The 14012-nt window shown below is 71.5% G+C and carries 11 protein-coding genes; 5 read left to right on the forward strand and 6 right to left on the reverse strand.

The features are described from left to right. Both ACWEVS_RS03075 and ACWEVS_RS03080 read left to right on the forward strand, forming a co-directional pair. Nucleotides 1-777, forward strand: a complete 777-nt coding sequence (locus ACWEVS_RS03075) for a PaaX family transcriptional regulator (RefSeq protein ID WP_449917753.1) — start codon at nucleotides 1-3, stop codon at nucleotides 775-777. Continuing rightward, nucleotides 774-1550 carry an enoyl-CoA hydratase-related protein gene (locus tag ACWEVS_RS03080; protein ID WP_354905847.1) on the forward strand — a complete coding sequence of 259 codons (777 nt, stop codon included), beginning with the start codon at nucleotides 774-776 and terminating at the stop codon, nucleotides 1548-1550. Before ACWEVS_RS03075 ends, ACWEVS_RS03080 begins: the two co-directional genes overlap by 4 nt. A gap of 70 nt (nucleotides 1551-1620) precedes the next feature. On the opposite strand, the gene ACWEVS_RS03085 is transcribed toward ACWEVS_RS03080, so the two are convergent. The 6 genes from ACWEVS_RS03085 to ACWEVS_RS03110 are packed head-to-tail and all read right to left on the reverse strand — an operon-like array spanning nucleotide 1621 to nucleotide 10280. Further along, nucleotides 1621-2847 (reverse strand): alpha-L-fucosidase, encoded by a 1227-nt coding sequence (locus ACWEVS_RS03085; protein WP_452549649.1) that lies wholly within the window; start codon nucleotides 2845-2847, stop codon nucleotides 1621-1623. Nucleotides 2848-2904: 57 nt separating this feature from the next. Continuing rightward, nucleotides 2905-5304: a right-handed parallel beta-helix repeat-containing protein gene (locus ACWEVS_RS03090; RefSeq protein WP_452549651.1), complete on the reverse strand. Its 2400-nt coding sequence runs from the start codon at nucleotides 5302-5304 to the stop codon at nucleotides 2905-2907. Further along, entirely contained in the window at nucleotides 5301-6683 is a 1383-nt protein-coding gene (locus tag ACWEVS_RS03095; RefSeq protein ID WP_452549653.1) for a M1 family metallopeptidase, read from the reverse strand. Before ACWEVS_RS03095 ends, ACWEVS_RS03090 begins: the two co-directional genes overlap by 4 nt. 31 nt (nucleotides 6684-6714) lie before the next feature. Beyond that, complete coding sequence (locus ACWEVS_RS03100) at nucleotides 6715-8382, reverse strand: hypothetical protein (RefSeq protein WP_452549655.1); 1668 nt, start codon at nucleotides 8380-8382, stop codon at nucleotides 6715-6717. Between the two features lie 28 nt (nucleotides 8383-8410). Continuing rightward, nucleotides 8411-9298, reverse strand: coding sequence for a carbohydrate ABC transporter permease (locus tag ACWEVS_RS03105; protein WP_452415862.1), 888 nt, complete (start codon nucleotides 9296-9298; stop codon nucleotides 8411-8413). After that, complete coding sequence (locus ACWEVS_RS03110) at nucleotides 9285-10280, reverse strand: ABC transporter permease (RefSeq protein ID WP_452549657.1); 996 nt, start codon at nucleotides 10278-10280, stop codon at nucleotides 9285-9287. Before ACWEVS_RS03110 ends, ACWEVS_RS03105 begins: the two co-directional genes overlap by 14 nt. Nucleotides 10281-10442: 162 nt before the next feature. On the opposite strand from ACWEVS_RS03110, the gene ACWEVS_RS03115 reads away from it, so the two are divergent. The 3 genes from ACWEVS_RS03115 (at nucleotide 10443) to ACWEVS_RS03125 (ending at nucleotide 13937) form a co-directional block, all read left to right on the forward strand. Further along, the gene (locus tag ACWEVS_RS03115) at nucleotides 10443-11453 is read left to right on the forward strand and encodes a hydroxyacid dehydrogenase (protein ID WP_452549896.1); all 1011 of its coding nucleotides are present in this window, start codon (nucleotides 10443-10445) and stop codon (nucleotides 11451-11453) included. Between the two features lie 34 nt (nucleotides 11454-11487). Next, complete coding sequence (locus ACWEVS_RS03120) at nucleotides 11488-12534, forward strand: LacI family DNA-binding transcriptional regulator (protein ID WP_354905980.1); 1047 nt, start codon at nucleotides 11488-11490, stop codon at nucleotides 12532-12534. 86 nt (nucleotides 12535-12620) lie between these two features. Next, the gene (locus ACWEVS_RS03125) at nucleotides 12621-13937 is read left to right on the forward strand and encodes a M60 family metallopeptidase (protein ID WP_452549659.1); all 1317 of its coding nucleotides are present in this window, start codon (nucleotides 12621-12623) and stop codon (nucleotides 13935-13937) included. Nucleotides 13938-14012: the final 75 nt, after the last annotated feature.

A 14012-nucleotide genomic window follows, 5' to 3' on the forward strand; every position in this document is an offset into this window, starting at 1 on the left:
GTGAACGCACGCGCGGCGCTGTTCGATCTGTACGGGGACCACCTGCGTTCCCGTGGTGGGAAGGCGTCGGTCGCCGCCCTGGTCAGGCTGCTCGCGCCGCTGGAAATCGCGGCTCCTGCCGTCAGGACGGCGGTTTCGCGCATGGTGCGGCAGGGCTGGCTCGACCGGGTCAGGCTGCCGCAGGGGCCCGGCTACGAGGTCACCGCCAAGTGCGTCAGGCGCTTGGACGAGGCGGCGCTGAGAATTTACCGACCCGGAACGATCAGCTGGCAGGGGCACTGGCACCTGGTCGTGCTGGAGCCGGTCAGGGACCGGGCCAAGCGCGAACGCTTCCGCGCCGACCTGGCCTTCCTCGGCTACGCGCCGCTGTCGGAGACGACCTGGGTCGGCCCTCGCCGCTCCCCCGAGCTCGATCCGCTGCTGGCCAACGAGGGCGTCCGCGCCGACATGTTCGACGCCGTCCTCGACGGCGACCCGCGCGCGCTGGTCGCGAGCGCGTGGGACCTGGCAGCCATCGGAAGGGCCTACGAGGAGTGGCTGTCCGAGGCGCAGGAGCTGATCGCGGGGCTGCCGGGCGGCGCGCCGAACTCCCGCGTCTTCGCCACCAGGAGCAGACTGGTGCACGGCTGGCGCAACTTCCTGTTCCGCGACCCCGGGCTGCCCGCCGAGCTGCTGCCGCCCGGCTGGCAGGGCGAGAAGGCGCGGGCGTACTTCGAACAGGAGGCCGCCAGGTTGCTGCCTGCGGCCGCCGCTTTCGTCGACAAGGAGCTGTTGTGATCCGTTACGAGGTCGCCGACGCCGTCGCCACCGTCACGCTCGACCGTCCCGACGCGATGAACTCGCTGACCGCCGAGCTCAAGGCCGCCCTGCTCGAAGCGCTGCGCGAGGCGGCCGCGTCCGGCGCCGTGCGGGCCGTACTGATCACCGGGGCGGGCAGGGCCTTCTGCGCCGGGCAGGACCTGCGCGAGCACGCGGACAACCTGGCGGCCGGCAGGGGCCTGGCCGACACCGTCCGCGAGCACTACAACCCGCTGGTCGAGGTGATCACCGGCATGGCCAAGCCGGTGGTCGCCGCGGTGAACGGCGTGGCCGCGGGCGCGGGCGCCTCCCTCGCCTACGCCTGCGACCTGCGCGTGGCCTCGGAGCGGGCCAAGTTCGCGATGGCGTTCACCGGCATCGGGCTGGCTCCCGACTCGGGCGCCTCGTGGACGCTGCAGCGGCTGGTCGGTCAGGGACGCGCGGCCGAGCTGCTGCTGCTCGGCGAGCCGCTGGACGCCGCCCGCGCGCTCGAGCTCGGCCTGGTCGCGCGCGTGGTGCCCGACGACGAGTTGCTGAAGACCGCCCACGAGCTCGCGGTACGGCTGGCCGCCGGCCCGACGAAGGCGTTCGCGGCCACCAAGCGCGCCCTGGCGTTCGCGGCCACGCACACGCTGGGCGAGTCGCTGGCGCTGGAGGCCGACCTGCAGGACGAGCTCGCCGCCACGGAGGACCACCAGGGCGCGACCCGCGCCTTCCTGGCCAAGCAGCGCCCGACCTTCACCGGCCGCTGACCGCCGGCACCGGCTCCTCGGCGTCCTCCCGCCGGCCCGGCTTCGGCCCGAAACCCGCGGGCTCGCCCGGTCAGAGGAAGAGCTCGATCACGGGGACGGTCACGTCGGGCCTGGTCACGGGCAGCTGCAGGGTGAGGGTGTCCTCGGGCACGCCGCGCAGGTAGGCGTGGCCGGGCTCGTGCGGATCGACGCGGAGCACGCGCACCTCGGAGGCGTCGTGCAGGAACTGCGCGTACTTCACCCTGCCGGCCAGGCCGTCCAGGTGCACGTACTTCATCGGCCAGTTCAGCAGGTGCAGGTAGAGCCGGTCGCCGCGCTGGGTGTAGCGGCAGTCCTGCGGCGGGGTGAAGGCCGCGGCGCCCGCGCCGTGGACGGCCCTGCCGTGCAGCCTGGTCCACCTGCCGATCGCGCGCAGCCGCTCGACCGCGCGCGGCTCGAACTCGCCGCGCGCGTTCGGACCCACGTTCAGCAGCATGTTGCCGCCCTTGGAGACGGTGTCGACGAGCATGCTCAGCAGCAGCTCGGGCGACTTCCAGTCGAGGTTGTCGCGGTCGTAGCCCCAGCTGCCGTTGAGCGTCTGGCACGCCTCCCACGGCACGTGGCCGGGCACCCCGCCGGGCGGCATGACCTGCTCGGGGGTCATGAAGTCGCCGCTGCCCAGGTCGAGCCGGTTGTTGATCATGATGTCCGGCTGGAGCTCGCGGACCATCGCCTCCAGCTCGGCCGAGCGCCACTCGTCCCTGCCCTTGGCGCCCATGCCGCGTCCCGGGTAGCTGAAGTCAAACCACATGGTGTCGATCCGCCCGTAGCCGGTGAGCAGCTCGCGGACCTGCCCGTGCAGGTAGTCGGCATATTTCCGGATATCGCGGTTGGGGTCTTCGCCGAGGTCACGCCGCGGGTGATACAGGTCGACGGGGAACTCGGGATGGTGCCAGTCGATCAGCGAGTGGTAGAGCCCGACGCGCATCCCCCTGGCCCGGAAGGCGTCGAGCATCGGCCGCAGCAGGTCCCTGCCGTACGGCGTGGCCGTGGCCTTGTAGTCGGTGAGCGCGGAGTCCCACAGGCAGAACCCGTCGTGGTGCTTGGTCGTGACGACCAGGTAGCGCATGCCCGCGTTCCACGCCTCCTCCGCCCAGACCTCGGGGTCGTACAGGTCGGGGTCGAAGTGGTCGAAGTAGCGCCGGTAGTGCGCGTCGTCCAGCTTCTCGTAGGACTTCACCCACTCGTGGCGGGCGGCGGCGGCGTAGATGCCCCAGTGGACGAAGAGGCCGAACCGCGCCTCGGTGAACCAGCTCATCTGCTCTCCAAGCGGGGAAGGGGTACGGCCGCGCCGTACCCCTTCCGGGTGCGTTGATTACGGGTGGACCGAAACTCCGGAGAGCCCGATCCTGCCAGTGCCCGCGCGCTGGACGCGGACGTAGCGGGCATCGGCCGCGATCTCCACCAGCGAGGGGCGGAGCACCTTGCCCGGCAGGCTCACCCGCTTCGCGTCCGACAGGTCGGCCGCGGTGGCGACGACCACCTCGACGTCACCGGTGGTCATCGAGGCGTCGTTCCAGAGCTCGACCGAGCCGATCCGCTGGACGGAGCCGAGATCGACCTGCCACCAGGCGCCCGGCTCGCCGAGCGTTCTGGTGTCGGTCGTGGTCGAACCGTCGACCGCGTTGGCGGCGACCGCCGTACCGTCGGTGGAGGACTGGGCGGCGGGCCCGCCGCGGGCCAGGTCGGGGGCGAGCTGCTCGACGGCGCCGCCGGGAGTCGCGCCGGCCGCCGCGGCCACCTCGACGGCGGCCTCCGGCAGCCGCTCCAGCGCGGTGTGGTTGCCGGCCATCTGGGAGCCACGACCGGACAGCGCGGGCGCCGTGGTGTCGGTCCAGTTGCCCGTGGCGACGTTCTCGATGCCGTATCCGGCCCAGTTGGAGACCCACTTGTAGCCCATGCGGGTCAGCACGTTGCCCTCGACGCGGATGTGGGAGCTCTGCTCGTCGAGGTAGACGCCGTTGCCGTCGCGCTCGGTGTTGCCGTAGGCGGAGCGGTTGACGTAGTTGCCGGAGATCACCGTGCCGGGCTGCGGGCCCTGGGTGTAGATCGCGCCGCCGTCGTGCATGTCGAAGCCGACCATCATGGCGTCGACGATCCGGTTGCCGGTGATCCTGTTGTCGCGCATGTCGGGGCGCTGCGCCTCGGGCTGGTTCCATCCCCAGCCGACCGAGATGCCGGAGTAGGGCAGCTGCTCCAGGGTGTTGTGGTCGACGGCCAGCTCGCTCTCGTAGCCGGCCCAGACGCCCACCGCGTCGGTGTACTCCACGCCGACGTGGGTGATCGTGTTACGGGCGACCGTGTTGCGCTCGCCGCGCAGCTCGGCGGGCGGATTGGGCTCGGTGTCGCCGACGTAGACCGCGCCGGAGGACAGGTCGGTGAAGGTCGAGCCGGTGACGGCCGAGTCCTTGGTGCCCTTCTCCAGGATGATCCCAGCGCCGCCGAGCCTGGCGAAGGCGCTGTCGGCCACCGTCACCCGGCGCCCGCCGCGCACCACGACCGCGGCGGCGGGCTTGGTGTAGTGGCGGCCGGCGTGGTCGACGGGTCCCGTGGCCCCGGTCAGCGTCAGGCCCGCCTGCGTGCCGGCGTAGCCCTCGTCGGTGTCCGGCTGGGTGTAGGCGGCGTGCTCGAAGGCCAGCCCCGAGACCGTCACCCCGCTCGCGCCCTCGATCCGCAGCAGCGTCTCGCGCGCCGGGGTGATCACGTCGCTCAGGTCCTCGCCCTGCCTGGGCAGGTAGGTGACGGTACGGCTGCCGCGGTCGTAGACGAACTCGCCGGGCTGGTCGAGCAGCTCGACGGCGTTCTCGAAGAAGGACACCTTGGTGTAGCGGCTGGAGTCGACGGTCGTGCTGTCCCACGCCGGCCCGGTGCGGCCGGTGCCGCCGGCGGAGTTGGTCCAGCACGGCTGCGCGAAGGTGAGCAGGTCGCCGTCGACCCTGTCGATCCTGCAGTGGTAGTTGCGCCAGCGGATCCTGATCACCGCCTCGGCGTTGGCCGGCGCCTGCCACGCCGCGACACCGCTCTTCACCGCCCCGGTCATCCCGGTCCTGGTGGCGTCGCACACGCTGGCGGGGCAGGCTTCGCCGCGGGCGCGGACCGCCCTCACCCCGCCCACGAAGAGCTGGCGGGGGATGACGCCCTCGGGCGCCCGCGCCACCCAGAACCGGCCTTCCCGCCGCCAGCCGGTGATCGGCACGCCGCCCGACAGCACGGGCCTGGCGCCGGGCGCGGCGGTCCAGGTGACCGTGTGCCCGCCGGGCCCCGAGTCGCGGGCGTCGAGCACGAGCGGCTCGGCCATCCGGTAGCGGCCGCCGCTCAGGCGCACCTCGATGTCGCGCTCCATGCCCCCGGCGACGGCCGCGCGGACCTTGTCCCTGGCCTGCTCGAGCGAGCACGGGTTGACGCTGTTGCACGCCTCGCTCGTGGCGTCTGGGGCGGCGTAGTAGACCTTGGGGCCGGGCGCGGCGTCGACCGGGCCGGCCGGCGACGCGACCTCGGCGGTGCCGCTCAGAGGACCGGCCTCGGCGTCGGCGGTGCCAGTGAAGGGGGCGGCCCCGGTCGGGGAGGCGGCCTCGGTGTCGGCGGTGCCGGTGAACGGGGCGGCCCCGGTGTCGGCGGTGCCGGTGGAAGGGGCGGCCCCGGTCAGGGAGGCGGCCTCGGCGGTGCCGGTCAGGGGGAGGGTGAGCAGGACGGTCAGGGCGAGCAGGCGTCTCATGGGATCTCCAGCGGGGGGTTCTTCTCGCCGAAGAGCCAGGCGCGCAGGAACGCGTCCAGGCCCGGGCGGTGGGCCGTCTTCACGGCGTGCGTGATGAAGTCCTCGGTGGAGGCGTTGCCGTCCTTGTTGCGCTGGACCCAGCGGCGCATGACACGGTCGAAGTCGCGCTCGCCGATCTCCTGGCGGAGCGCGTAGAGGACCAGCGCGCCGCCGTCGTAGATGTTGTAGCCGCCGAGGCCCTTGGGCCTGCCGGGCGGGCCGTCCTTGGCGCGGACCTCGTCGAGCTTGCCGTACACCGTCCGCATCTTGTCGGCGAGCGGCTGCCCGCCCTGCTCCTCGGCCCACACGGCGGCGTAGAAGACCGCCGGGCCCTCGTTCAGCCAGGCGTCCTGCCAGGTGGCGGGGGTGACCGAGTCGCCGAACCACTGGTGCACCAGTTCGTGGACCATGGTGTTGGAGTACGTCGGCCTGGTGAACCAGCCGGTGCCGAACAGGGACAGGGTCTGGTTCTCCAGCGCGTCGGTGTAGCCGGGGTAGATGTGCACGCCGTAGGTCGAGAAGGGGAAGCGGCCGAACCTGGCCTCGGCCCACTCGAGCTGCCCGGCCGTCTCGGCGGCGATCGGGGCGTAGGTGCCCTCCTGCCCCTGCGGGACGACGTGGCGCAGGGGCAGGCCGTGGGGGCCGGTGCCGTACAGGTAGGTGCCCTTGACCACGGCGAGCCCGAGCAGCTCGGGCGGCATCGGCTCGCGCTCCTCGAACCGCCAGACGTCGCCCTCCTTCGCGGCGAGTTCGCCGTTGGCGGTGGCGACGTAGCCGTCGGGGACCTTGACGCGGAAGGTCCAGGTGGCCTTGTCGGAGGGGTGGTCGTTGACGGGGAAGAAGGTGTCGGCCCTGCTGGCCTGCGCGGCGGCGGCGAACCCGCCGTCGGGGCCGAACCGCCACCCGGTGAGGCCGGAGCGCGAGGCCTTGCCGTTGCCGTGCAGGGTCAGCGTCGCCGTGAAGGGGCGATGCTCCTTCACGGGCTCGGCGGGGGTGACGGTCAGTTCCTGACCCGTCCGGCCCTGGGCGAGCGCCCACGTCGCGGGCCGGCCGTCGACGGTGACGGAGTCGATGACGTGGCCGTCGGTGTCCAGGTTGAAGGACGACAGGTCCTGGACGGCGGTGGCGCTGATCGTCACCGTGGCGGTGAAGTCGTAGGTGACCGGGGTGAAGTCGAAGGAGACGTCGTAGTGGCGGACGTCGTAGCCGCCGTTGCCGAGATCGGGGAAGAGCGGGTCGCCCAGGCCCGGCGAGCCGGGGGCGGGGGTGGCGGCGGCGGGTGGGGCGAGGGCGCCCGCCGCCAGGGCGGCGAGGGCCAGGGTGGCGATGGTTCGCTTCATGGGGGGTGTCACACCTATCGTCGGGGACGGCTCAGCTGGTGCCGCCGCTCTTCTGGATGACGCTCTCGAACTCGGCGCGGATCTTGTCGCCGCCCTGTGCCTTCCAGTCCTTGATGAGCTGGTCGAGGTCGGACAGCGGGGCGCGGCCCGCGATGATCGAGGTGAGCCGGTCGGTGCGCATGGTCGACAGCGCCTCGAACCGGTTCTCGCTGGTCGGCGAGAACAGGCCCGTGGTCGGGTCCTCGACACCGACGGCGATCATCTTGGCCAGCGCGTCGTGGGTGAGCTTGACGGCCTCGCCTGAGGAGGCGTCGAAGACCGGCTGGGTCGGCGCCCCGAGATACTTCCACGGCACCGTCGTGTCCTTGGCGCCCTGCTCGGTGAGGACCGGGTTGCCCTTGTCGTCGCGGGTGTGGTCGGTGCCCTCGACGCCGTACTGGATGAGGGTGTACTCCTCGCTGCCGAAGGGGGCGGCGAAGAAGTCGGCGACGCGCAGGACCTCCTTCACCTTGGCGGCGTCGGCCTTCTTCACGAAGTTGACGGCGAAGACGATGTTGTTGAGGAAGGCCGCGGTCGTGCTCCCGATCGGGAGCAGCGGCCGGGGATCGGCCTTCGGGTCGATCTTCTTCTGGGTCTGCAGGTAGCCGGCGGGCCCGAGGAAGGCGGGCATGCCGTCGTAGGTCAGCGCGGCGCGTCCGGCGTTGAACTCGTTCTTGCGCTTGAGCGAGTCGAAGCCCTCGGAGCCCGGGTAGATGACGCCCGCTTCGCGCAGCTTGCGGGTGTACTCGACGGCGGCGCGGTACTCCTCGGTCTCGAACCCGGCCACCAGCTTGCCGCTCGGCTCCAGGCGCCAGCCGTTGGGCGCGCCGAACAGCTGGGCGAAGATGGACAGGCCGAACAGGCCACCGGTGGCCGTGACCAGGCCCCAGCGCTTCTCCTTGGGGTTGGTCACCGCCTTGAGCAGCTCGGCCAGCCGTTCGGTGTCGCCGACCTGGGCCAGGTCGGTCACGCCCGCGGCGGCGAAGAGGTCGGCCCGGTAGAAGCCGAGCCCGCCGACCATGTTGCGCGGGATCGGGATGCCGTAGAGCTTGCCGGCGACGATGCCCTGCTTCCAGAACACCTCAGGGACGGCCGCCAGGTTCGGGTACTCCTTGACGGCGTCGCCGCTGAGGAACGGCGTCAGGTCGCTGCACTGGCTGGCCACGAAGGCGGGCAGGTTGTTGACGCCCTGCGTGGACACGTACGGGAACAGGTCGGGCAGGTTGCCGCCGGCGACCATGGTGTTGAACTTGGTCGGCCAGTCGGCCTCCGGCACGATCATCAGCTCGGCCCGGCCGCCGAGCCGCTTCTCGATCTCCTGCCACGCGGCGTTCTGCTCGCGGGGCGGAGGCGGCGGCAGGAAGGTCTTCGACGCCATCGTCACCGTGCCGCCCGACATCGGCGGCCTGGCCACCGCCTTGAACAGCTCCTTCGGGTAGGTGAAGTAGCCCTCGGGCACGCCCGCGGGCGTGCCGGGCAGGTCCGGCCGCGCCGCGCCGGGAAGCGGCACGTACGTCGGCAGCTTGATGGTCAGGCCCTGCGCCTTGGTCGCGGGGGCGGGGCCTGCGGCGCCGCCGCAGGCGGCCAGCAGCGGGGAGAGGGCGGCGCCCGCGGTCGCGGTCGCGCCGAGGCGGAGGAGTCCGCGCCTGGACAGGTTCATGGTCTTCCTTCGGGGGTGGGGGGCGGGCTCAGCCCTTGATGGCGCCGGTGAGCACGCCCTTGGTGAAGTAGCGCTGCAGGAAGGGGTAGACGAGCAGGATCGGGACGATGGCCACGACGAGCACGGCCATCTGGATCGCCTGCACGGGGGCCGGGGCCTCGGTGCCCACGGCGCTCTCCAGCGTCCTGCCCTGCAGGATGAAGGTGCGCAGGATGTTCGGCAGCGGGTGGCGCTCGGAGTCGTCGATGTAGAGCAGGGCGTTGAAGAAGTTGTTCCAGTAGGCGACGGCGTAGAACAGCGACACCACCGCGATCACCGCCTTCGACAGCGGGAGCACGATACGCGCGAGGATCCGCAGGTCGCCGGCGCCGTCCATGCGGGCGCTCTCCAGCAGCTCGCCCGGCAGGTTCATGAAGAAGGAGCGCAGCACCACCAGGTTGAACGCGCTGACCAGGCTGGGCAGGACGAGCGCGCCGAAGCTGTTGAGCAGGCCGAGCTGGTTGACGAGCAGGAAGTTGGCGATGATGCCGGGGTTGAAGAGCATGGTGAACAGCGCGACCATCAGGATCCACTTCGATCCGGTGACCTCGCGGCGGCTCAGGCCGTAGGCCATGCAGACCGTGACCGTGACGCCGGCCAACGTGCCGATGCTCGTGACCAGCACGCTGACGAGCAGCGCGCGGGTGACCGTGCCGCCGTCGAAGACCGCCCGGTAGGCGTCGAGCTGCGGTGAGGTGGGCAGCAGGACGAACCCGCCGCTTCTGGCGATCTCCGACTCCGAGGACAGGCTGGTGCCGAGGACGCCGACGAAGGGGTAGATCACCAGCAGCGTGATCGCGGTGATGACGATCGCCTTGAGGCCCGCGCCGAGCCCGGACGGCTTCTCCATCCACGCGGGACGGTCACCTGCCCGCATTGCGGTACACCCCCTCGTGGCCCAGCAGGTGCGCCACCTTGTTCGCGCCGAGGACGAGGACCGCGCCGACGACCGCCTTCACCAGGCCGACGGCCGCCGCGGGGCCCCACTGTCCGTCCTGGACGCCGTTGAAGTAGACGAAGGTGTCGAGCACCTCCCCGGACTCGGGCCCGACCGCGTCACGCTGGAGCAGGATCTGCTCGAAGCCGACCGACAGGATGCTGCCGAGGTTGAGGATGAGCAGCAGGATGACGATCGGGGTGATCCCGGGCAGCGTGACGTGCCAGAGCCTGCGCCAGCGGCCGGCCCCGTCCATCGCCGCCGCCTCGTACAGCTCGGAGGGGATGGACAGCAGCGCGGCCAGGAAGATGATCGTGCCCCAGCCGCAGTCCTTCCAGATGACCTGGAGGGTGACCAGCAGCGGGAAGGCGTCGGGGTCGGTCATCATGTCGTAGCGCGGCAGGCCGGCGCTCTCCAGCACGTCGGGGAGCACGCCGGCGCCGCCGACGACCTGCTGGAAGATCGAGACGATGATCACCCAGCCGATGAAGTGCGGCAGGTAGACCACGCTCTGCACGAACCTGCGCAGCTTCTCGCTGACGACGCTGTTGAGCAGCAGCGCCAGCGCGATCGGCGCGGGGAAGAAGAGCACCAGCTGGGTGAGCGTGATGCGCAGCGTGTTGCCCACCGCGTCCCAGAACCGGGGGTCGCCCAGCATGGTCGCGAAGTTCTGCAGCCCGACCCACTGGCTGTCCAGGAAGCCGATGTACGGCTGGTAGTCCTGGAAGGCCGCCACGTAGCCGAAGAGCGGGACGTAGTGGAAGACCAGGAAGTACAGCAGGCCGGGCAGGGTGAGGGCGAGCATGACCCGGTCCCGCCAGAGGCGTTTCCTGAGCGGTAGGCGCTGGGGCGTGACCGCGGGGGATTCGGCCCCGGTACGGCGTGCCGTACCGGGGCCGACGGCTTCGAGGGGAGTCGTCATGCGTGGTCCTTCCAGTTGGCGTGACCGTAGTAAGCGCTTTCCTCATTCGTCAAGGGCTTCTTGACGGTTTCCCAGGAAGGGCTTAGCGTGCGGCGCACGTTCTCCATAGAACGCGCTTACTATGGCCTTGGGTCTTCAACCGCGGGGAGTGATGTGACGGTCATGGAGGTGCGGCTCAGACCGCGCACGGTTCTGGCCATGGCGCCGGGTGTGCGCGAGGAGGTCTTCGCCAAGGGCGCCCTCGACCGGCTCGCCGAGCTGGCCGACCTTCACGACGACGTCCTGCACGACCTGTCGACCGGCGCCGCGCGGCGCGCGCTGGCCGGCGCCGAGGTGCTGGTCACCGGGTGGGGATGCCCGCCGCTCGGGCCCGAGCTGCTGGAGCGGGCGCCCGGGCTGCGGTTCATCGCCCACGCGGCCGGCACGGTGAAGACCTTCCTCGACCCCGCGGTGCTGGCCCGCGGCGTGCGCGTGTCGAGCGCGGCCGAGGCCAACGCCGTACCGGTGGCCGAGTTCACCTACGCCGCCATCGTCTTCGGCGCGAAACGCGCTTTCACCCTGGCGCACCGGTATCGGGAGCACGGCACCAAACGCGACTTCAGCGGCATTCCGTGGCTGGGCGCGCGGCGCATCACGGTCGGCGTCGTGGGACTGTCGCGGATCGGGCGGCGGGTCGTCGAGCTGCTGCGCGGCCTGGAGGCCGAGATCCTGGTCTACGACCCGTACGCCGACCCCGTCGAGGTGGCGGGCCTGGGCGCGGCCCTGGTCGACCTCGACACGCTGGCGCGCCGATCGCACGTGGTGAGCCTGCACGCGCCGAGCACCCCCGAGACCCACCGGATGCTCGACCGCTCCCTGCTGGCCAGGCTCATGGACGGCGCGGTCGTGGTCAACACCGCCAGAGGCACGCTCATCGACACCGAGGCCCTGCTCGAAGAGGTCGCGAGCGGCCGGCTGGACGCGATACTTGATGTCAGCGACCCCGAGCCGCTGCCCGCCGGGCACCCGCTGTTCGGGCTGCCGAACGTCTTCCTCACCCCGCACCTGGCGGGCGCGCAGGGCAACGAGCTCGGCAGACTGGCCGACTCCACGGTCGAGGAGGTGGCCAGGTACTGCGCGGGGCAGCCGCTGCTGCACGAGATCCATCTCGACGCGCTCGACCGGATGGCATGATCTTCACACGGGCAAGGAGGAGCCGGTGACCGAGATGAGCTCGGCGACCATCGCCGACGTCGCCAGACGGGCCGGCGTCTCCAGCGCGACGGTCTCCAGGGTGATCAACCGCAACTACCCCGTCGCCACGTCGACGAGGGAACGGGTCGAGGCGGCCATCGCCGAGCTGGGCTACGTCGTCAACGCCCACGCCAGGGCGCTGGCCGGAGCCACCAACAGGACCGTCGGCATCATCATCAACGACGTGGTCGACCCGTTCTACGCCTACATCGCCAGGGGCGTCGAGCGCGAGGCGACCAGGCACGGCCGGCTGTGCATGGTGTGCTGCACGGAGGGGAGCCACCAGCAGGAGCTGGCCCTCATCGACCTGCTGCACGAGCAGCGCGCCGACGCGGTGATCCTGGTCGGCGGGGCGCACGAGGACCGCGCCTACGCCGCCGAGGTCGGCCGCAGGGCCCGCGCGCTGCACGCCGCCGGCTCGACACTGGTGCTGTGCGGGCGGCCCTCGCTGGGCGACGACGTGCCGACCAAGGTCGTGGAGTACGACAACGAGGGCGGCGCGTTCGCGATCACCGACTATCTCATCACGCAGGGGCATCGCCGGATCCTGTTCCTCGGCGGGCCGTCCTCGCTGTCCACGACGATCGCCCGCCTGGCGGGACACCGCCGGGCGCTGGAGATGCGCGGGCTGCCGCAGGCCAAGGAGCTGGTGCACACCGGGTCGTTCAGCCGCAGGTTCGGCTACGACAGGATCAGGGAGCTGCTGGCCGAGCGGCTCGACTTCACCGCGGTCTTCGCGGCCAACGACACGGTCGCGGCCGGTGTCATGCAGGCGCTGGAGCTGGCGGGCGTCTCCGTGCCCGGCGAGATCTCCGTCGTGGGCTACGACGACGTGCCGGTGGCCCAGGAGCTGCGCCCGCAGCTGACGACCGTGCGCATCCCGCTGGAGGAGATGGGCCGCCAGGCGGTACGGCTGGCGCTGGGCGTGGCGGGCGAGGGCGACTACCTGGCGCCCGTGCAGACCACCACGCGGGTGGGGACCACGGTCGTCGTGCGCGACTCGGTAGCAAGCGCTTACTGAGCACTGCGGGCCTACCCTGCGTAGAAACTCATAGAAAGATTCCGTTGGTCTTGACGCGCTATAGAAAGCGCTTACATGCTGCCGTCATGACCACCACCCCCCTTTCCCGCCGTGGCTTCCTCGGCGCGGCCACCGTCGGCGCCGTCCTGCTCGGCTCGTCCCCCGCGCGCGCGGCCACCGCGTCCGCCCGCCGTACCGTGGTGCTGCGGGCCAGGCCCAGCGCGGAGAGCGAGCGGCTGCGGCTCCAGCAGGCCCTCGGCACCACGAACTTCCACCACACCGGCCTCCACCTGCCCGCCGCCGGCACGCTCACCGTCGAGGTCGAGGCGAAGGACGGCCTGCTGCCCACGCTCCACGTCGGCGCCCCCGACACCCACGCCGACGTCACCTACAAGAACCCACGCGCCTACCCGCTCACCGCGGGCGCCAACACCGTCACCGACCCCGGTGGCGGCATGATCTACCTGTCGCTCGTCGGCGCCGCGAGCGACGACGACAGGAAGGCCAAGGTCAAGTTCGTCAGCGGCGCGAGGCCCGTCCCGACCTTCGTGATGGGGGAGACGACCGAATCGGCCTTCCAGGCGCAGCTCGACACGCTGACCACGGCGCCGCAGGTCGAGCTGGTCTCGCCGTACGGGATCGTCACCGTGACCAGGGACGGCATGCTGGCCTGGCGCGACCAGGACCACCACGCGCTGCTCTCCCTGCTCGAGACGATCATCTCCTCCCACGCGGCCATCTCGGGCATCGACCGGCAGGAGCGCAGCCCGCTGCCGTTCCACCTGGTCGAGGCACCGCGCATGCCCACCGGCGCGGGCGCCTACGCCACCCACGGCTGGACCGCCTACCCGCGCACCTACCTGGACCGGCTGCTCACCGTGGACGGGCTGCGCACCCGGGGGTGGGGCGTCTACCACGAGCTCGGGCACCAGCACCAGCAGATGGCCTACAAGCCGACCGACCTCACCGAGGTCACGGTCAACATCTACTCGCTGGCGGCGCAGCGGACACTCGGGCAGCCGTCGAACCTCACCAAGCCGGACGCGAAGACCGGGCTCACGCCGTACCAGAGCGCGCTGCCGAAGCTGCCCAGCTCGGGATACGTGAAGGGGTTCGGCGCCTTCGAGAAGCTGGTGCCGTTCCGGCAGCTGGAGCTGGCGTTCGGGGACGACTTCTGGCCCCGGCTGCACCGGCTGGTCCGCGACGAACGGCCGCCGTCGGAGTGGACGGAGACGGACAAGCGGTGGGGATACCTGGCGCTCTACACCTCTCGGACGGCGGGGCGGGACCTGCGCGGGTTCTGGGAGCGGTGGGGGGCGCCGGTGACGGCGGAGTACCTGGCGCGGGTGGCGGCCCTCGGACTGCCTGCGCCCGACGTGGACCCGAGCACGCTGGCCGAGTAGGAGCCCGACACCGATGCGCCCCTCCCCCTCCACCCCGAACCCCGAACCCCACCAGACCTCCCCGAACCCCGCACC

Source organism: Nonomuraea sp. NPDC003754, from assembly GCF_053605785.1.